General features: G+C 68.0%; 16 protein-coding genes and 1 pseudogene. 3 read left to right on the plus strand and 14 right to left on the minus strand.

Going from position 1 to position 18442, the window contains the following annotated elements:
* The 5 genes and pseudogenes from BM004_RS40580 to BM004_RS06635 all read right to left on the minus strand — a co-directional run.
* A pseudogene (locus tag BM004_RS40580) lies at positions 1 to 124 on the minus strand (IS5/IS1182 family transposase); the annotation flags it as partial.
* A gap of 189 nt (positions 125 to 313) precedes the next feature.
* Positions 314 to 754 (minus strand): DUF7832 domain-containing protein, encoded by a 441-nt coding sequence (locus BM004_RS40585; RefSeq protein ID WP_143072405.1) that lies wholly within the window; start codon positions 752 to 754, stop codon positions 314 to 316.
* Positions 751 to 1143, minus strand: a complete 393-nt coding sequence (locus tag BM004_RS40590) for a hypothetical protein (protein ID WP_143072406.1) — start codon at positions 1141 to 1143, stop codon at positions 751 to 753. Before BM004_RS40590 ends, BM004_RS40585 begins: the two co-directional genes overlap by 4 nt.
* A gap of 434 nt (positions 1144 to 1577) precedes the next feature.
* Positions 1578 to 1817: a hypothetical protein gene (locus tag BM004_RS06630; protein ID WP_218152677.1), complete on the minus strand. Its 240-nt coding sequence runs from the start codon at positions 1815 to 1817 to the stop codon at positions 1578 to 1580.
* 316 nt (positions 1818 to 2133) lie between these two features.
* Positions 2134 to 3024, minus strand: a complete 891-nt coding sequence (locus BM004_RS06635) for a LysR family transcriptional regulator (RefSeq protein ID WP_093212068.1) — start codon at positions 3022 to 3024, stop codon at positions 2134 to 2136.
* Between the two features lie 76 nt (positions 3025 to 3100).
* Here BM004_RS06635 and BM004_RS06640 point away from each other — a divergent pair, with 76 nt between their 5' ends.
* Entirely contained in the window at positions 3101 to 4369 is a 1269-nt protein-coding gene (locus tag BM004_RS06640; protein WP_093212070.1) for an MFS transporter, read from the plus strand.
* A gap of 6 nt (positions 4370 to 4375) precedes the next feature.
* Here the strand turns inward: BM004_RS06640 and BM004_RS06645 are convergent, their stop codons facing one another.
* Entirely contained in the window at positions 4376 to 4648 is a 273-nt protein-coding gene (locus BM004_RS06645; RefSeq protein ID WP_093212072.1) for a hypothetical protein, read from the minus strand.
* A gap of 147 nt (positions 4649 to 4795) precedes the next feature.
* Between BM004_RS06645 and BM004_RS06650 the strand changes: the two genes are divergently transcribed.
* A complete protein-coding gene (locus tag BM004_RS06650) occupies positions 4796 to 5041 on the plus strand; it encodes a hypothetical protein (protein ID WP_093128704.1) in 246 nt (81 codons plus the stop codon).
* 17 nt (positions 5042 to 5058) lie between these two features.
* On the opposite strand, the gene BM004_RS06655 is transcribed toward BM004_RS06650, so the two are convergent.
* Positions 5059 to 5310: a hypothetical protein gene (locus tag BM004_RS06655; protein WP_093128703.1), complete on the minus strand. Its 252-nt coding sequence runs from the start codon at positions 5308 to 5310 to the stop codon at positions 5059 to 5061.
* Between the two features lie 194 nt (positions 5311 to 5504).
* Between BM004_RS06655 and BM004_RS06660 the strand changes: the two genes are divergently transcribed.
* Positions 5505 to 5711 carry a hypothetical protein gene (locus BM004_RS06660; RefSeq protein WP_093128702.1) on the plus strand — a complete coding sequence of 69 codons (207 nt, stop codon included), beginning with the start codon at positions 5505 to 5507 and terminating at the stop codon, positions 5709 to 5711.
* 16 nt (positions 5712 to 5727) lie between these two features.
* Here BM004_RS06660 and BM004_RS06665 read toward each other — a convergent pair whose 3' ends face one another.
* The 7 genes from BM004_RS06665 to BM004_RS06695 form a co-directional block, all read right to left on the minus strand.
* On the minus strand, positions 5728 to 6519 hold the full coding sequence (locus BM004_RS06665) for an alpha/beta hydrolase family protein (RefSeq protein ID WP_093128701.1): 792 nt from the start codon (positions 6517 to 6519) through the stop codon (positions 5728 to 5730).
* The gene (locus BM004_RS06670) at positions 6503 to 7717 is read right to left on the minus strand and encodes a DUF3182 family protein (RefSeq protein WP_093212077.1); all 1215 of its coding nucleotides are present in this window, start codon (positions 7715 to 7717) and stop codon (positions 6503 to 6505) included. The genes BM004_RS06665 and BM004_RS06670 overlap by 17 nt, the downstream gene beginning before the upstream one ends.
* 162 nt (positions 7718 to 7879) lie before the next feature.
* A complete protein-coding gene (locus BM004_RS06675) occupies positions 7880 to 8203 on the minus strand; it encodes a hypothetical protein (protein WP_093128699.1) in 324 nt (107 codons plus the stop codon).
* A gap of 120 nt (positions 8204 to 8323) precedes the next feature.
* Positions 8324 to 13522: a malto-oligosyltrehalose synthase gene (locus BM004_RS06680; protein ID WP_256219813.1), complete on the minus strand. Its 5199-nt coding sequence runs from the start codon at positions 13520 to 13522 to the stop codon at positions 8324 to 8326.
* Positions 13515 to 15413, minus strand: a complete 1899-nt coding sequence (treZ, locus tag BM004_RS06685) for a malto-oligosyltrehalose trehalohydrolase (RefSeq protein ID WP_256219814.1) — start codon at positions 15411 to 15413, stop codon at positions 13515 to 13517. Before treZ ends, BM004_RS06680 begins: the two co-directional genes overlap by 8 nt.
* Before the next feature lie 5 nt (positions 15414 to 15418).
* Positions 15419 to 17581: a glycogen debranching protein GlgX gene (gene glgX / locus BM004_RS06690; protein WP_093212081.1), complete on the minus strand. Its 2163-nt coding sequence runs from the start codon at positions 17579 to 17581 to the stop codon at positions 15419 to 15421.
* A gap of 60 nt (positions 17582 to 17641) precedes the next feature.
* Complete coding sequence (locus BM004_RS06695) at positions 17642 to 18406, minus strand: mechanosensitive ion channel family protein (RefSeq protein ID WP_093212083.1); 765 nt, start codon at positions 18404 to 18406, stop codon at positions 17642 to 17644.
* Positions 18407 to 18442 lie beyond the last annotated feature (36 nt).

Consider the following 18442-nt stretch of genomic DNA (forward strand, 5'->3'; position numbering starts at 1 on the left):
CCATCTTGAGCAGCGCTTCGTTGACCATGGCCCGGATCGGGCGCAGCGGATGATCTGCAGGCACGAAGTCCTCCAGGCGGCGCATCGTGAACAGGTTCTCGGTGAAGGTGTCGGCTCCGCGCATCGTCCTGGGATCTTGTTTGCAGCTGTCGGGGGATCAACTTCCAACGCTTGCGCAACATCGCGCGCTGACTGGTGAGAAGTATTTCAGCAGCCTGCTAGGTGGCATGGTCGCAAGGCCACGAAGCTTTCGGTACTACCGAACAACGTGAATGAAGAATTGGGAATTTTCCGAATGACTGCGATGAGTCAATTAAATCGATGACTTTACCGAGGATTGCCAACTTCGATAGCGTGCTTCGATCATGTGGGCGACAGCTTCGTACGTCTCCCAGCTATCGGGCAAATAATATTCAGATTGATATTTCGTATTGCTTAATTTTTCGTAGTCCGCGAGATAGCCCGAAGGCCCGCTCCTGTAATAGTCCCTTGCAAAATCCTCACCCTGTGCACTGAAATCAAGCAGCGACAGTTTTCCATCCATGAATTTCCAAAAGAACACTCCCGGGGCTACCTTCTTATTGCGAAGAGCGCTAATTTCACCAGCAAAACCAAATTCCAATGATTTGCTCAGAAGAGCATTAAGCGCGGCCCAGGCAAAGAACATTCCAATATGAGTAGCGCCCGCCTGTGATGGAAGGTCTCCAGAAAATTCAGTTCCGCCGTAATGCCAGCTTGCCTCATCAAAGCTCATGATGACTTCGCTTTCTTCTTTTGTAGCATAGTCAGCGCCTTTTTCAGCGTTTGCGAATCCGAGGTATCCGAATTTATATTTCTATCGAGTTGCTCTAACCATTTCAGATAGCCTACCCGAAAAACATCGAATCCTTCGGGTGTGACATCACGCAGGTAAATCACAAATTCGTCTGCAAGGTCTTGTGTATCTTCAGAGAGTATGCGGCGCACCAATCCATGCTCTTGCGCAAACTGCAAAAATGTCCCGACCACCTCCTTTTGCCGTCTGCGAGACCGCTCCGTTAATTCCGGCGTTGCCTCAACAGCAAATTGATTGACTCTTACTAATATCCAATCAGGATATTTAGATAGAAATTCCTTGTACGCGAGAGGTGCCCCTTTTGCCATCATGGCCTCCTTTCGATTCTTGAAATTTTGGCTACTAAGACCGTCTGATTCGTATTTCTATCCCAGACGTATACCCCACCTGCTGCTCGGGTATCTGCTTCATGTTGCATTTGCCTCGCCTTATCGGCGGTCAAACTGGTGGTCTCGACAACATCAATAACTTGCCCATTTTGAATCACAACATGATCCAATCGGCGGCCTGTTTGTGTGACGGGATCAAGAATAATATTGCCCTGTTGATCACGTAAGTATTGTTCATTTTGGATCGAGGCTCCGGGATAAATTCCGCACCATAGATACCGCATGCACTAAGCTGAACGATGGCACACGCAATCAAGCAACATCACATTGCCTCAGTCAATTTGCTCGCTCCGTGGTGATGCGTGCTTGGCATGCGAAAAATTTTCGCAGCATCAAAGATACCACCTTGGCCTTCATTCAATGCCAAAATTCCCTACCAAATCAAGAACAAAATTAGCTCTTTCATTGTATTCCGGGGCCAACTCCTGGAATGCTGAAATCAATTCCTTTTTGGTGTCGTCTGATGTTTTTTGAAGGGGCGCCGCAAGTTGTTCGGTCGCTTCAATGGCGGCATCTGGATCCAATAAATCCTCGGAGCAATACTCCAGAAATATTGCAATCTCAATAATTGATCGGGCAAGATTTTCATCCACCAATTGGAACCACCTTTACAGTAATAACGTTGTGCCCATCTACATTTGGTGTGATGTAGTTCTTTCACTAAAAAAACTGGTCGTCCATGCGGAATTAGGCTTCGTCATGGCTGCCGCTGCGCGACCACATTTGTGAAAAACCAAACTCGCGGGAGCGAAATTATGAAAGAACCTCACCGGCTTTCAAGGAATTTGTGCACGCTGTTGACCGCGAGATCAACTCAAAGTCGATCGAATCAACGCCTATGGATTAATTTCACTAGATTTATTCCAGTCGTCAACATTTGTTGAGAACTCCGGAGTTCGCCTGACCGGCTCAAACCGCCCGCACCCCCACCGCGTGCGCAATGAAATTCCGCACGATGCTCGACGTCTCCCCTCTGCGATACGCCAGCGTCAGCCGCGTCACCGGCGCCTTCCCCTCGATCGGCCGGTAGACCACCCCGTTCACCTGCAGTTGCGCCATCGAGGCGGGCACCACCGACACGCCCAGTTCCGCCGCCACCAGGGTCACGACCGAGCCGATCTGGGGCGCCGATTGCCCCAGCACCGGCTCGAAGCCCGCCTTGCGGCATGCCGACACCACCGTGTCGAACAGGGTCGGCCCGACGGCGCGCGGCGTCATCACGAAGGCATCGGCGCGCAACCGCCGCAGGTCGACGGCCTCCGACGCGGCAGCCGGATGGCGCGCGGGCAGCGCCACCACCATGGGTTCTTCGGACAGCAGCCTGAATTGCAGCCCCTCGCTGCCCGCCGAACCCGGCCGCAGAAAGGCAGCATCGAAATCCCCGTCGCGCACGCCGGCGCCCAGGCGGGTGGTGTTCGACTCCTCCAGCGTCAGGTCGACTGCCGGATAGGCACGGCGAAACGACCGTATCGCCGACGGCACCGCCGGGTTGAAGATGGCCGAGCCGGTCATGCCGATGCGCAACGCGCCCAGCTCGCCGCGCGCGCCGCGCTGCGCGGCCTGCATCGCCTTCTCGGCCTGCAGCGGAATCGCACGCACGCTCTCCAGGAAGGCCTGGCCCGCCGTCGTCAGCTCGGCGCCGTGCGGCACGCGGCGAAACAGCTGCGCGCCCACCTCGGCCTCGAGGTCCTTGATCTGCTGGCTCAGCGGCGGCTGGCCGATGCCGACGCGGGCCGCGGCACGCGTGAAGTTGCGTTCTTCCGCAACGGCGATGAAGTAACGGATGTGGCGCAGTTCCATAGGTATCTGTCCAACGTATCGAGATAAGCAGTGCCATATATTGGACTGGCAGGCGGCCGGGGCGTCAAATCGGGGCATGTCTTCCCTTGTTTCCTCGTCTCCTGTTTCCTCGTCTCCTGTTTCGTCGACCCCTGCTTCGTCGTCCCTCGTCACTCGCGGCTGCGCTACCTATCGCCGCATCAGCATCGCCCTCTTCCTCGCCGGCTTCGCCACGTTCTCGCTGCTGTATTGCGTGCAACCGCTGCTGCCGGCCTTCACGCAGGAGTTCGGCGTGAGCCCGGCGGCGAGTTCGCTGGCCTTGTCGCTGAGCACCGGTTTCCTCTCGCTCGCGATCCTCTGCGCCAGCGCGCTGTCCGAGGCGCTGGGCCGGCGCGGGCTGATGTTCGCGTCGATGTGCGGCGCGGCGGTGCTCACGGTGGGCGTGGCGCTCACGCCCAGCTGGCATGCGCTGCTGGTGGCGCGCGCGCTCGAAGGCCTGGTGTTGGGCGGCGTGCCGGCGGTGGCCATGGCCTACCTTGCGGAAGAGATCGAGCCCGACGGGCTCGGCTTGGCAATGGGCCTCTACGTGGGCGGCACGGCCTTCGGCGGCATGATGGGGCGCGTGGGCATCGGCGTGCTGACGGAGCTCAGTTCATGGCGCGTGGCAATGGCCACGCTCGGCGTGGTCGACCTGCTGGCGGCCATCGGCTTCGTGCTGCTGCTGCCGGCCTCGCGCAACTTCGTGCGCCGCACGGGTTTTGCGCCGCGCCGCCACATCGGGCACTGGCTGGGCCACCTGCGCAACAGCGGCATGGCGTCGCTGTTCATGATCGGATTCCTGCTGATGGGCGCGTTCGTCACTGTCTACAACTACGCCGGCTTCCGCCTGATGGCACCGCCCTACAGCCTGAGCCAGACGCAGGTAAGCCTGATGTTCGCGGTGTACATCTTCGGCATCGTCGCCTCGTCGGCGGCGGGCGCCATGGCCGACCGGCTGGGGCGCCGCCCCGTGCTGGTGGCAGGCATCGCGGTGGCAGGCCTGGGCGTGCTGATGACGCTGCTGCACGCACTGGCCGGCATGGCAACGGGCGTGGTGTTTCTCACCATCGGCTTCTTCATTGCGCACTCGGTGGCCAGTGGCTGGGTCGGGCGCATGGCGTCGCAGGCCAAGGGGCATGCGGCCTCGCTCTACCTGCTCGCTTACTACGCCGGGTCGAGTCTCATGGGGGCGGTGGGCGGATGGGCCTGGACGCACGGCGGATGGCCGGCCGTCGCAGGTTTCACCGGCGCGCTGCTGGGCGCTGCGCTGTTGCTGGCCCTCAACGTGGAGCAACGCACGCGGCAACAAGCCGCTGCGCAGGCCTGAGCGCGGTCAGGCCTGCGCCTGCCCGTCGCCGGTGCGGTCATGCACCCAGCGCATGGCCTGCTGCTCGGCATGGCGCAGGGCTTCCGCTTCGGTGCCGTAGGAGGCGTTGTCGGTATCGGCGGGCAGTTCGATGTCGGCCTGGTCCGCAGACTGTCCGCGGCAGATCACCACGGGTCTGTAGGTCTGGTCGTCGAGCCGCTCGGCACGGCACAAGAAGAGCCTGCCGCGGTAGCTGAAGGTGACGAGGCGTTCCTCGAAGGCGGGGGTACTGGCTTCCATGATGGCGTGGCTCCTTGATTGCTTGATGCCGGCTTTGTTGGCTCCAGTCTGCGACCCGCTCTCGCCCGCCCTTGTGAGACCCGGCCCACGCCGAGCGTCGGCAAGAAAGCACCCGCCGGCGCGCGCGCACCGCTTAGGTTTGCATGCATGGAAGACATGCTCTCGCTCATTCAATGGCCGGCGTTTGCCGCATCGCTCGCAGCCGCCTGGTTCGTCGCGTCGACGACCAAGGGCCGGCGCAACGCCGGCTTCTGGATCTTCCTTCTGAGCAATGCGCTGTGGGTGGCGTGGGGCCTGCACACGAGCGCGTGGGCGCTCATTGCGCTGCAGGTCTGCCTGGCCGCGCTGAACGTCCGCGGCCTGTTCAAGACCGAGGACAAGCAACAAACCTAGACCGCTGGACCGTGGGCTCAGCCCGGGTGCGGCTGGTCCTGTTGCGCGACAGGCGCGACAGGCCGGCCCTGCTGGTCGAGCGCGTAGCGCAACGCCGCCTGCAGCGCCGGCCAGCCCGCGAAGGCCAGCGCCTGGTTGAACGAATCCCAGCGTGCGCCCAGCGCCTTCATGCGCTGCGACAGCACCGGGTCGCACCCCACCAGCGCAGGCCGCGCATGGCCGTGCCGGGGCACGGCCTCCACCAATGTGCAACCCAGCCGCGAAGCCATTTCCGCGGTTCCCTCATTGCCTTGCCGTGGTCGACGGATCATCTCTGCTGCTCCTTTCGTGCGCCATGACCAACGAGGGTACCCAGCCGCATCGCCGTTGCCGGTCAGTTCGCGACACGGCGCGCTGTAGGAAAAACGGGAGTCATCGCACATGGCCTACAGACAAGATGCGCCCGCAGGGCCAAGGTGGCGCCATGACCCATCCCATCGAACTCACCATCGAGGAGCCGCTGCCGGGTGCTTTTGTCTGGCAGCTGCTCGAAACCGACGACAAGGGCACGCACCCGCGCGTGCTGAGCAAGGCGTACGACGCCGCGGAGAGCTACGAGCTGGCGCTGTCCGCCGGCCAGCGCGCGCTGAAAAGCGCGATTCGCGACAAGGCGAATACCGCGCCGGGCTGACCGGCACCGCTCCGCGCTAGGCGGGGTTCACCGACACAGGCCGCGTGAGAGCGCCGGGTGACCGGGCGCCTTCCGAGCGCGCCCCCTGCGTCATCTCGGTCATCCACGACACCAGCAACTGGCCGTAGGCCTGCCGCCACATCTGCTTGGACAGCGCGTGGTCGGCATCCGAGATCACGCGGTACGTGACCGACCGCACGCGCTTGAACGCGGCCAGGTAGTTGGCCATCACCGGGTGCGGCACGATCTGGTCGTGTTCCGATTCGACGATGAGCACGTCGCCGCGAAAGGCGGCGCACGCCGCCAGCGCGCGGTTGTCCTCGGGCCCCACCAGCGAGCGCCGGTACGCCAGCAGGTCGGAGCGGCTCAGTTGCCCCTTGGGCTTGTTCCATTCGCGGTCGCGGTACAGCGCCGGCGCGCGCAGTGCGAGCCAGCGCACGTGCCGCATCGCGCTCACCAGCGTGGCCAGGTAGCCGCCGTAGCTGCTGCCCACGATGGCAATCGATTCCGGGTCGACCGACGGGTGCCCCACCAGCGTGTCGTAGGCCGCGAGCACGTCGCGCAGGTTGTCCTCGCGCGTCACCTCCAGCCGTTGCGCCGCATGCCGCGCATGGCCGCGCAGGTCGAAAGTGAGGCACACGCAGCCCAGCGCGGCGATCTCGTGCGCCCGCGCAATGTATTGCTCCTGGCTGCCGTCCCAGCCGTGCACCAGCAGCACGCCGGGCACGACGTTGGAGGCGGCCACCAGCGTGCCGTCGATGTGCTGTCCGTCCACGGGAATGTCGATGGTGTTATGTCGGGTGGGCATGCGGGGTCAGCAAGGCGTATTTGGTCAGCGGGCCGACGCGGCTGTCGGTGCCCTGGTAGTGAACGATGGCGCCGGGCGGCGCGAGCACGCCCTCGCCGTATTCCTCGTGCGTGGAGGCCTGCACGCACCAGCAGGCGGGCTCCGCACCGAAGTGCTCCAGCGCCACCAGTTCGGCCCCGCTGGCGCCGCCCAGCCGCCACGACTGCTCGAGCACGCCCGAGCGCCACGCGCAGCGCGCGCCCACGCCCTGCGCCACGTCGTAGTTGACGCGCGAGGCGAAGAAGCCGGGATAGCAGTCGATCACGGCCTGGTGATAGCGCATCGCCTGGTCGATGGCAAGCCGCAGGTCGGGTGGCAGCCCGGTGCTGGCCAGCAACATGTCGAAGCCGCCGCGCACCAGCGTGAGGTCGGAGCCGCCGTACACCTCGGCGCCGGCGTTGTCGCGCGTGAGGCGCTGGCGGCCGTGGTAGCTCACCGTTGCGTGGCCGACGGTGACCTGCCCCACGCTGAAGGTGGCCGGCCGGTCGAGGTTCTCCTCGAGCACGACGCCGTGCTCGCCGATCTCGGCTTCGTCCATTTCGGCCAGGCATTCGTCGAGCGCATCGGCGCTCACGGCCACGCGCTGGCCGCGGCCGCCGGTGGCGCGCACCGGTTTCACGCGCACGGGCCCGGCCTCGAGCAGCCTGCGCCCGGCCCAGCGCGCGTCTTCGTGCGAGAACGACGAAAAACCACGGAGCACCGACTGCGACACACGCCCCGCGAACGACGGCGACCAGCCCTCGGGCCGCGCGGCCTCGCGCCCCGCAATGCCGTGCGTGATCGCCTTGGTCGCCACGAAGGCGTGCGGCACCACGCCGCCGAACAGGTCGTGCAGCGACGCGATGCCCAGCGACCGCGCAATGCCGGCGCTCGCGAGCGTGTCGCTCGGCACCACGTACAGCGGGCGCAGGTAGATGCCCGACGGGTCATGCTCACCCGCGAAGTCGAGGCCCTTCAGGGCCGCGAGCCGCTCCGCGAAGTTACGCCGCGTGGCGCGCTCGTGGTCGCTGCAGTAGGCCTGCGGGTCGGCACTCCAGGTCACGGTGCTGCCGCGCGGACTGGTGACTTCGCGCGCGGTGGCTGCAAGCGGTAGTGCACCGGACGCGTCCGGCACGGCGCAGTGTCTGGCCTGCGCATCGATGCTGACAAGGGACTCCATGGGCATCTCCTGCATGCGTGGGTGGCACATGCGCCACGCCCGTACCAACCGGCAAGGGCGTGGCAGCGAACTCGCTGAATGCGTGGCTTTGTCTCGGCGCCTGTCTTGTGGCTTGTTCAGGTGCTTGCCTGGCGGCTTGTCGTGGCGGCTTGTTTCAGCGGGTCACTTCGGCGTGCCGCCGGGCACCGGCTTCGGCTTGCCGGGCCGGCGCGCATCGCGCGTCTCGGCGCGGCGCTCGCCGGCCGCCGCGGCGCGGTCGGCACCCACGGCACCGCCTTCGGGCGTCTTCGACTCGTCTCCGGCGGGGGCGCGCACCATGCCCGGCGCACGGCGGTCCTTGCGGGCTTCACCCGCCATCTCCGACTTGCCGGTCGCCACGCCCGGTGTGTTGGGCGGCACGGCCACGCCGGGCGGATTCGACTGGGCATGAGCGGCACCGGCGGCCATGAGGCTGGCGAACATCAGCGCGGGAACAAGTTTCTTCATCGAAAGCTCCTGGAAGGCAAAAGGGGAAGGGACGGGGAGAAAGCGGAAAAACCAAGGTGCAGGGTCACCGTCACCGCCCACGCACCGCGTAGGAAATCGGCCCGTCCGCGTAGGAGAAAATCACGCCGCAACACCCGCACCCACACCCACACTCATGCTCACTCGCCTGAACGCCGCCCACGGCACATGCCGCAGCGCCTCGTGCAGCGGCAGCAACCCGCCGCGCAGCGTGACGCGCTCGCCGGTCAGCAGGTTCTCGAGCACGGTGCCCTCCTCCCACGCCGCCGGCAGCCGCACCGCGGTGCCGCGCCACGTATCGCCGCCCGGCAGTTCCGGCACGCTGCGCTGCCCCGGCGCAAGGCCGAGAAACAAGCGCCCCGCCACCACCAGCAGCGCCTCGTCGCCAAGCCGCCGCTCGAAGGCGACCACGTGCCGTGCCAACGCGCCTTCGGCCGCCAGCCCCTCGTAGCTGCCCTCGCCGAACAGCTCGGGCTGTGCGCGCCGCAGCGACAGCAGCCGCCAGATGAACCACAGCTTGGCGCGCCCGTCGTGCGGCGCGGCGGCCAGCGCCTGCACCCGCACCGCCAGCGCGTCGCCGGCCGAGGCCTCGGCCATTGCGCGCAGCTCGTCGAGCCGGCGCTGCCGCACCGCGTAGTCCACCGGGCGCCGGTTGTCGGGGTCGACCAGGCTCAGCTCGATCAGCTCGCTGCCCTGGTACAGGTCGGGCACGCCTGGCGACGCGTACTTCAGCAGCGTGAGCGTGAGCCCGTTCCACGCGCCGAACCACGAGAGCCGGTCGGCCAGCTTCTGCACGTCCGACAGGCATCCGCCGTCTTCCAGGTTGGCCAGCATGCTGCGCACGAAGCCCTCGAGCGCGGCCTCGTACTCGGCGTCGGGCTGGGTCCAGCGCGTGCGCGCCTTGGCCTCGCGCGCGGCCTTCTGCATGTACTGCCAGATGCGCTCGGTGAAGGCCGGCGCGCTGGCCGCATCGAGCCCGCCCGGCGGCAGCGTGCCCAGCAGCGTCTGGTACAGCAGGTACTCGTCGGCGCGCGAGGGCGCGTCGTCGGCCTCCAGCTTGCGGCGCGTGTCGCGGCACAGGCCGTGCCAGCGGGTCAGTGCCAGCACCCATTCGTTGGGCATCTCGGAGAGCACGTCGATGCGGTTGCGCACGTCTTCCGAGCGCTTGTTGTCGTGCGTCGAGGTCGCCAGCATGGTGTGCGGCCAGCGCAGCGCGCGGTCGGCGCTCAGCGCATGGAACTCGTCCACCTCGATGCCGAAGCGGTCGGGCTCGCCGCCCACCTCGTTGAGCGAGCTCAGCGGAAAGTAGCGGTAGAACGCCGTGTCCTCCACGCCCTTGGCCGTGACCGGCGCGCTGAACTGCTGGAAGCGCACCGCGAAGCGCCGCACGCGCTCGGCCAGCGCGGGCGGTGCGCCGTCCACCGCCTGGCCGCGCAGCGCGCGCCGCACGAAGCCGAACACCGAGCGGTCGGCGTCGCTGCTCTGGCGCTCGGCGGCGGCGGTGGCCTCGCGGATGAAGCGCTCGTCCTGCGCCGAGGGCGTGTCGACGATATAGGTGCGGTACACCGGCATGCAGGCGGCCACGTCGGCCAGCGCGCGGCGCAGCGCATTGAGGGTGTAGTCGCGCGTGCCGCGGTCGGCCCGCGCAATGCGCAGCAGCTCGCTCGACAGCACGTTGAGTTCCGACGACAGCGCGTTGCGCATCACCTCGCGCCGCCCGGCCTGCGAGAGCGCATGAAAGCTCTGCGTTTCGCCTGTGAAGCGGCGCCACGCATGGCCGATGGTCTCGGCGGCCGTGGTGTCGACCAGCACGCCGTTGGCCACGTTGGCAAAGCGGTAGCCGGTGGTGCCGTGCACGTGCCAGCCCTCGGGCACCTCTTCGTCGTTGGCCGCGATCTTCTCGGCCACCACGTACAGCGGGCGCACCGGGCGGCCCTGCGCGTCGTGCGCGGGCAGCACCAGGCCCGCGCGGCGCGCGTAGCCCTGCTGCAGCTTCTCGAAGTAGCGCGCGGGGTCGTACAGGCCGTCGGGGTGGTCGATGCGCAAGCCGTCCACCGTGCCGGCCGCCGCCAGGTCGAGCGCGAAGGACTGCGTGGCCTCGAACACGTCGTCGCGCTCCATGCGCACCGCGGCAAGGTCGTTGATGTCGAAGAAGCGGCGGTAGTTGATCTCGTCTGCCGCCACGCGCCAGTAGGCCAGCCGGTAGGCCTGCGCCTCGATCAGCGCATGCAGCGCATCGCGCGCGGCGGGCGTGGCCAGGTTCAGCTCGGCCACCGCCGCCGCCAGCGCCTTGGCCACCGACGGATGCCGCTGCGCGAGCCGCGCCAGGCGGGCCTTCAACAGCTCCTTGTCGCGCGCCCGTTCGGCGCGCTGCTCGGGCTCGGCCGTGTCGCGCCCAGGCAGGTGGCCGAAGGCGGTGGCAATGCTCGCGAGGCTGGCGGCATCGTCGGCCGAGGCGTCGAGCTGCGCCAGCGCGCGCGCCAGCACCGCCGGATAGCGCTCGGGTGCTAGCGGAAAGCGGTGGTCGAAGTACATCAGCGCAAAGCTGCCCTGCTCGGGCTCGAAGTGCACCGCCAGCTCGCCGCGGCCGAGCACCTCGCCGTAGTGGCCGCCGAGCACCGGCAGCAGCACCTTGCCGGTGAGCTCGACGTTCAGCGGCTGCCAGTCGATGTCGAAGTGCTGTGCGTAGAGCGAGGCCGGGCCGTTCTCCAGCACGTCCATCCACCACGCGTTGTCGGCGCCGAACACGCCCATGTGGTTGGGCACCATGTCCAGCAGCTGGCCCATGCCGTGCGCCTGCAGCGCCTGCACGAAGCGCGCGAAACCCTCCTCGCCGCCCAGCTCGGGGTTCACCTCGTCGTGCGCCACCACGTCGTAGCCGTGCATGCTGCCCGCGCGGGCCCGCTGGATCGGCGAGCAGTACACGTGGCTCACGCCCAGGCGGGCCAGGTACGGCAGCACGCGAATGGCGTCGTCGAAACCGAAGTCCTTGTGGAACTGCAGCCGGTAGGTGGCGCGCGGCACGCGGGCCTGCAGCGCCTGCGGCGTGCTCGGGTCGCGGCGCAGGCGCGGCGACGGCCGTGCCGCGCGCAGCTGCGCGGCCAGGCTCACCATGCGCTCGCTCTCGGCCAGCGCGCGCAGCGTCAGCGGCAGCTTGCGCCGCCAGTTGGGCTGCTCGCTCACCGTGCCGGGCATGTTGGCCTGCTCGACCACGCCCGCGGCGTCTTCGAGCTGCACCATCATCAGCGCCGACGGCGCGGCGGCCAGGTAGGCGTGCACCGCCTCCACGATGCGCGCGGACGGCAGCGCCTGCCCCGCGGCCTCGGCGATTTCCTCACGGCTCAGCAGGCCGCCGCGCTCCGCCGCCAGCATCAGCTCGATGCGTTGCTGCGCGCGGTCGAGCAGTTGCTTGTCGAACACGCGCTCGTCGGGGAACAGGCCCAGCTCGAGCCGCACCCGCAGGTCGTGGCCGGCCCACCAGCCCGCGAAGGTGGCCAGGTCGTGCGTGCTCACGGCCACCAGCGCGGCCGGCGGGTACGCCTGCGGCGGCTTGAAGCCCGGGCCTTCGTGCGGCGACAGGCGCTCGAAGTACAGCAGCCGGTAGGAGAGCACGTCGGCGCGGGCCAGCGCCTCGCGCACCGCGTCTTCGACCGTGCCCAGGTCTTCGCCCACCACCATGCAGCGGTGGCGATGGCTCTCGATGGCGACGATGGCCAGCATCTCGTCCAGCGGGTAGTACACGTAGGCGCCGTCGTGCGCGCCGCGCCCCGGCGGAATCCAGAACAGGCGCATGAGCCCCATGACGTGGTCGATGCGCAGCGCGCCCGCGCCCTGCATGCCCGAGCGCAGCGTCTGGATGAAGAAGCGGTAGCCGTCGGCGCGCAGGCTGTCGGGCCGCAGCGGCGGCAGGCCCCAGTTCTGGCCGGCGGGGTTGAACTCGTCCGGCGGCGCGCCGATGCTCGCACCCGCCGCGAGCACGCGCTGCGCGGTCCAGGCGTCGGAGCCGGCGCGGTCGACCGACACCGCCAGGTCCACGTACAGGCCCACGCCCATGCCCACCGCCTCGCAGCGCGCCGAGGCCTGCGCCAGCTGGCGCGCGGCCTGCCACTGCAGGAACTGGTGGAACTGCACGCGCTGCGCATGCTGCACGGCAAAGGCCGTCACCTCGGCGGAGTCGGGGTCGCGGCAGGCCTCGGGCCACACGGGCCAGCCCCACATGGCGGGGTCGGTGGCCAGGAAGTGGGCGTGCAGCGTCTCGAACAGCGCGTGCTGCCGCAGCCCCTCGCCGCGCTCGGCCACGAAGGCGAGAAAGGCCAGGCCCGTCGCGTCGGCCGCAGCCAGCTCGGGCAGGTGGCGCTCGCGGAAGTGCTCGAACAGCAGCTCGAGCACCTCGAACTTCACCGCCGCCACGCCGGGCAGGTCGACCAGCGGCTCGGCGCGCAGGGCCGCCAGCCGCGACTGGAACGCGGGCGAGCGCACCAGGTGGCGCGCCGGCTCGCAGTCGGCAAAGCCGTCGACCGCCTCGACGTCGATGTACAGCACGTTGAGCTGCTGGCGCGACGACGGGCTGTACGGGCTGGCATGCGCCGGGTTGGCCGCGAACAGCGCGTGCAGCGGGTTCAGGCCGACGATGTCGGCGCCCTGCGCGGCCATGCGCACCACCAGGTCGTCGAGATCGCCGAAGTCGCCGATGCCCCAGTTGCGCGGCGAGCGCAGGCTGTACAGCTGCACCGCCGGGCCCCACACGCGGCCGCCGTCGCGCACGGCGGCTGGCCGGTAGCAATGGCCGGGCGTGGCCAGCACCAGCGTCTCGCCGGGCAGGCCGTCGATGTGCAGCCGGTGGTAGCCGGGCGCCAGCGCCTGGGTCATGGGCAGGATGCGCTCGCACAGCTGCACGCCGTCGCGCTCGGCGCGCGCGCTTTCGTGCAGCGCGCCGGCATCGGCCTCGCCCTGCAGCGTGCGGCCGCTCTCGTCGGTCAGTTGCCAGCGCAGCGTGCGGGTCGAAAGCGGCAGGCGCAGCGGCACATGCCACTCGCGGCTGCCCGCGGCCACCGCGCGCACGGGCGGCAGCGCCTCGGCCCAGCGTGCGTGGTGCACGGCCTGCAGCGCGCGGTGCGCGTCGGCCACGCTATTGATGGGCACGCCGAACTCGGCCAGCAGCGCCAGCAGGCTGCGCGGCGTGGCTTCGCGCCGGATGCCGAACGCGTCGTGGTACGCCGTGGCAATGCCGAAGTGCTCGCACAGCGATGCGAGCACGCCGGCGGCGTCGCGACGGAAAACTTCTTCGTCCGCTTCATGCACCGTGCGCGTCCTCCAGCGTGACGAGCACCGCGCCGCTGTCCAGCCGCAGCGCGCCGCCCTGCCCGTGCGGGCCTTGCGGGTCTTGCGGGTCTTGCATGTGCACACCCTGGCTGTACACCTGCACGCCCGGCGATGCGGCGACCGGCTCCGCCGCCTGCGCACCGAAATGCGCCAGCATGTGCAGCCGGCCCGCGCCCAGGTCCCAGTGCACGCGCAGCGTGTCGTTCTCGCACAGGAAGACGCCCGCGCCGGCCGAGCCCGCCAGGCGCGGCACGATCAGCCGGTGCCGCAGCGCCAGCAGCTGCTGCACTTCGCTGAACTGCTCGAAGTGCTTTCTGGCGCCGCGTTCGCGCCAGTTGAGCTTGGAGGCGAGAAAGGTCGACTCGGCATTCGGATCGGGAATGCGCGCGCGCGCCGCCTCGTCGGCAAAGGCCGCGAAGCCGCCGAACTCCGAGCGTCGGCCGTTCGACACCGCCTCGGCCAGCTCGGGCCCGAAGTCGCAGAAGTACAGGAACGGCGTGGACGCAGCGAACTCGTCGCCCATGAACAGCATCGGCACGTGCGGCGACAGAAGCAGGCAGGCCATGGCCGCGCGCACGCGCACCGGGTCGCCCAGCGCGTGGATGCGCTCGCCGAAGGCGCGGTTGCCCACCTGGTCGTGCGTCTGCAGGAACGACACGAAGGCCTGCGGCGGCAGCCGCGTGCTGGGCTCGCCGCGCCGCTCGCCGTTGCGAAAGGCCGACGGCTGCCCCTGGTAGATGAAGCCTTCGGCCAGCGCGCAGGCGAAGCGGCACACCGGGTTGTCGGCGTAGTCGGCGTAGTAGCCGTCGCGCTCGCCGGTGGCCAGCACGTGCACCGCATGGTGCAGGTCGTCGTTCCATTGCGCGGTGCCCGCCACCGGCAACCCGTGGCCATCGCGCGCCAGCATCGAGGCCTGGTTGGTGTCGTTCTCCAGCACCAGGTGCACATGGCGCTCGCGGCCCGGGCCGGCCAGCACGGCCTCGCGGATCTCCTGCACGATGTGCGGATGCGAGCCGTCGCGAATGGCGTGGATCGCGTCCATGCGCAGCCCGTCGAAGCGGAACTCCTCGATCCAGTAGAGCGCGTTGTGCACGAAGAAGTCGCGCACCGTGCGCGAGAGCGGCCCGTCGAAGTTGATGGCCGAGCCCCACGGCGTGCGGTGCGCGGGGTTGAAGAACTCGGGGCAGTAGCCGTGCAGGTAGTTGCCCTCGGGCCCGAAGTGGTTGTAGACCACGTCGAGCAGCACCATCAGCCCGAGCCCGTGCGCGGCATCGACCAGCGCCTTCAGCTCGTCGGGCGTGCCGTAGGACGCATCGGGCGCGAACTGCAGCACGCCGTCGTAGCCCCAGTTGCGCCGGCCCGGAAAGTCCGCGAGCGGCATGAGTTCCACGGCCGTCACGCCCAGTTCGGCCAGTTCGCCCAGCCGCTCGCGCGCGGCGTTGAAGGTGCCTTCGGCGGTGAACGCGCCCACGTGCAGCTCGTACACCACGGCTTCTTCCCACGGCCGGCCGCGCCATGCGGTGTCGCGCCAGGCGAAGCGGCGCGGGTCGATCACCACGCTCGGGCCGTGCACGTCCTCGGGGTTGAAGCGCGAGGCCGGGTCGGGCACGGCCGTGCCGTCGGGCAGCTGAAAGCGGTAGCCGTCGCCGGCCACGGCGCCGGTGAGGTCGAGCCGGTGCCAGCCGTCGGCGTCGCGCGACATGGCATGCGTGGCGTTCTGTGCGCCCGGCGCTCGGTGCTCGAGCCGCACCTCGGCTTGCGACGGCGCCCAGAGCGCGAAGGCCACGCCGGTGTCGTGCGCGGTGGCGCCGAAGGGCATGCCGTGCGCGTGGTGTTGCGCGGTGGAGTTCATGTTGTTCATGTGGGTCATCGGGATCACGGCCTGACGTCGGGCCGGCTCAGCACCACGAGCGAGCGGCATTGCAGCGGGTACGCCGGCTCGGCCCAGGCCGGCGCGAGCGCGGCGGCGTCATCGGTGGTGGGCGGCGGCGTGGTGCTCGCGGTGTCCACCAGCAGGCGCCACGCGCCGTGCCGCATCACGGGCAGCGTGAAGTCGATCTGGTCGTGGTGCGCGTTCAGCAACAGCAGGAAGTCGTCGTCGTGCTGCGTCTCTCCGCGCGGCCCGCGGTCGGCAATGCCGCCGCCGGGGATGTACATGGCCATGCAGCGCGCATTGGCGTCGTTCCAGTCCTCGGTGCGCATCTCCTGCCCATCGGGCTTGAGCCAGTGCACGTCGGTCACGGTCTCGCCCGCGGCCGGCTTGCCCGCGAAGAAGGTGCGCCGGCGAAACGACGGGTGCGCGCGGCGCAGCGCGACCATGCGCTCGACGAAGGTGGTCAGCGCCAGCCGCTCGGGCGTGGCGGACCAGTCGAGCCAGCCCAGCTCGTTGTCCTGGCAGTAGACGTTGTTGTTGCCCTGCTGCGTGTGGCCTCGCTCGTCGCCGGCCAGCAGCATGGGCACGCCCTGCGACAGCAGCAGCGTGGCCAGCAGGTTGCGCTTCTGCCGCTCGCGCAGGGTCACCACCTCGGGGTCGTCGGTGGGGCCTTCCACGCCGCAGTTCCACGACACGTTGTGGCTGTTGCCGTCGCGGTTGTCCTCGCCGTTGGCGTCGTTGTGCTTGTCGTTGTACGACACCAGGTCGTGCAGCGTGAAGCCGTCGTGCGCGGTCACGAAGTTGATGCTCGCGCCGGGCTGCTTGCCCGACCAGCCGTACAGGTCCTCAGACCCGGTGACGCGCTTGGCCACCTCGCCGATGAGCCCGCCGTCGCCCTTCCAGAAGCCGCGCATGCCGTCGCGGTACTGGTCGTTCCACTCGGCCCAGCCCAGCGGAAAGTTGCCGACCTGGTAGCCGCCATGGCCCAGGTCCCAGGGCTCGGCGATGAGCTTCACGCGGTTGAGCGTGGGGTCCTGGCGGATCGCGTCGAAGAAGCCGCCGAGGTTCTCCACCTTGCCGCTCTCGCGTGCCAGCGCCGAGGCCAGGTCGAAGCGGAAGCCGTCGACGTGCATCTCCTCGGCCCAGTAGCGCAGCGAGTCCATCACCAGCTGCAGCGCGTGCGGATGCTCCAGGTTCACGGTGTTGCCGCAGCCGGTGAAGTCGTCGTAGTAGCGCCGGTTGTCGGCGTTCACGATGTAGTACGAGGCGTTGTCCACCCCGCGCATCGACAGCGTGGGCCCGAGCTGGTTGCCCTCGCAGGTGTGGTTGTAGACCACGTCCAGGATCACTTCGATGCCCGCCGAGTGCAGCGTCTTCACCATGGTCTTGAACTCCTTCACCTTGCCCGAGGCGCTGTAGCGCGTCTCGGGGGCGAAGAAGGCCAGCGTGTTGTAGCCCCAGTAGTTCTGCAGCCCCTTCTCGGCCAGGTGGCGGTCGTTCAGGAAGCTGTGCACCGGCAGCAGTTCCACGGTGGTCACGCCCAGGCGCTTCAGGTAGTCGACCACCGGCGCGCACCCCAGCCCGGCGTAGGTGCCGCGCAGCTCGGGCGGCACGTCGGGGTGGTTCATGGTGAAGCCGCGCACGTGCATCTCGTAGATCACCATGTCCTGCCGCGGCACCGAGGGGCGGCGGTCGTCGCCCCAGGTGAAGGCGGTTTCGAGCACGCGGCCCTTGGGCATCAGCGGCGCGCTGTCGCGGCGGTCGAACGACAGGTCTTCGCGCTTGCCGCCCACGGTGTAGCCGTACAGCGCGTCGCCCCAGCGCAGCTGGCCCACCAGGTCCTTGGCGTAGGGGTCGACCAGCAGCTTGTTCGGGTTGAAGCGGTGGCCCTCCTCGGGCTTGTAGGGGCCGTGCACGCGGTAGCCGTAGGCCTGGCCGGGGCGCGCCTCGGGCAGGTAGCAGTGCCACACGCCGTCGGTGCGCTCGCGCAGCACGATGCGCTGCAGCTCGTGGCGGCCGCGCTCGTCGAACAGGCACAACTCCACTTTCTGGGCGTGCAGGGAGAACAGCGCGAAGTTGACGCCCTCCCCGTCCCAGGTGGCGCCGCGCGGGTAAGGCTTGCCGGGCCAGACGGCCGTGATCGTTGGATTGGTTTTTCGTGTCATTCAGTGGCCGGGGCTGACTCAAGCAAGCGGGCAAGCAGGCGATGCGGGGACAGGCAAGGTTCAGCGCGGCGGCCGGTCGTCGTAGCGTGGCGGCGGGTTGGTCGTGCCCACCGTGGTGACGGAAGGTGTGTCTTTCACGGTCTTCGCGTCCTTCACCACCGCCTGCCGCGGCCACCAGCGTTCGATCTGCGCCTTCGCCCAGTCCTTGCCAGCCAAGCCGAATGCCAGGGCCAACGCAAAAACCACGCCCGCCAGGATCACCAGGAAGCTTTCGCGCACGATGTCGCCGCCCACCTTGATCTGGTCGAGCGCGATGAGGATCACGAAGGCCATCACCGCGTACTGCGCCACCTTCGCGAAAAGCATGGCGTCGTGCACCTTGACGCTGCGAAAGTAGCTGCCTACCGCCTCGCCCACGAAGCGCGCGAAGTAGGAGCCGAAGGCCAGCACCAGCAGCGCCACGAACACGTTGGGCACGAACCACACGATGCGCCCCAGCAGGTCGGCGATGTAGCTCAGCCCCATGCCGTTGAAGGCGATGAGCAGCGACGCCAGTATCACCAGCCAGTACGCCAGCACGCCGAACAGGCTGCAGGTGTCGCCCACCCAGCCGCCCTGGCGCAGGAAGTTGTCCAGCCCGGCGCGCTCGGTCAGCACGTTGAAGTTGATGGCGCGCAGCGCCCGGGTCACCGCGAAGCGCACCGCCTTGGCGATGAGCCAGCCGACCACCACGACCACCACCGCGACCAGCAGGCGCGGAATGAACGCGCCCACCTGATACAGGATGGCGCGCAGCGGCTCCAGGTGAATGCCGAAGTTTTCCATGATGAGTGTCTTCCGGGGGTGAGAGGCTTCGGGTCT

Source organism: Variovorax sp. OK212 (assembly GCF_900112425.1).
Classification (GTDB): domain Bacteria; phylum Pseudomonadota; class Gammaproteobacteria; order Burkholderiales; family Burkholderiaceae_C; genus Variovorax.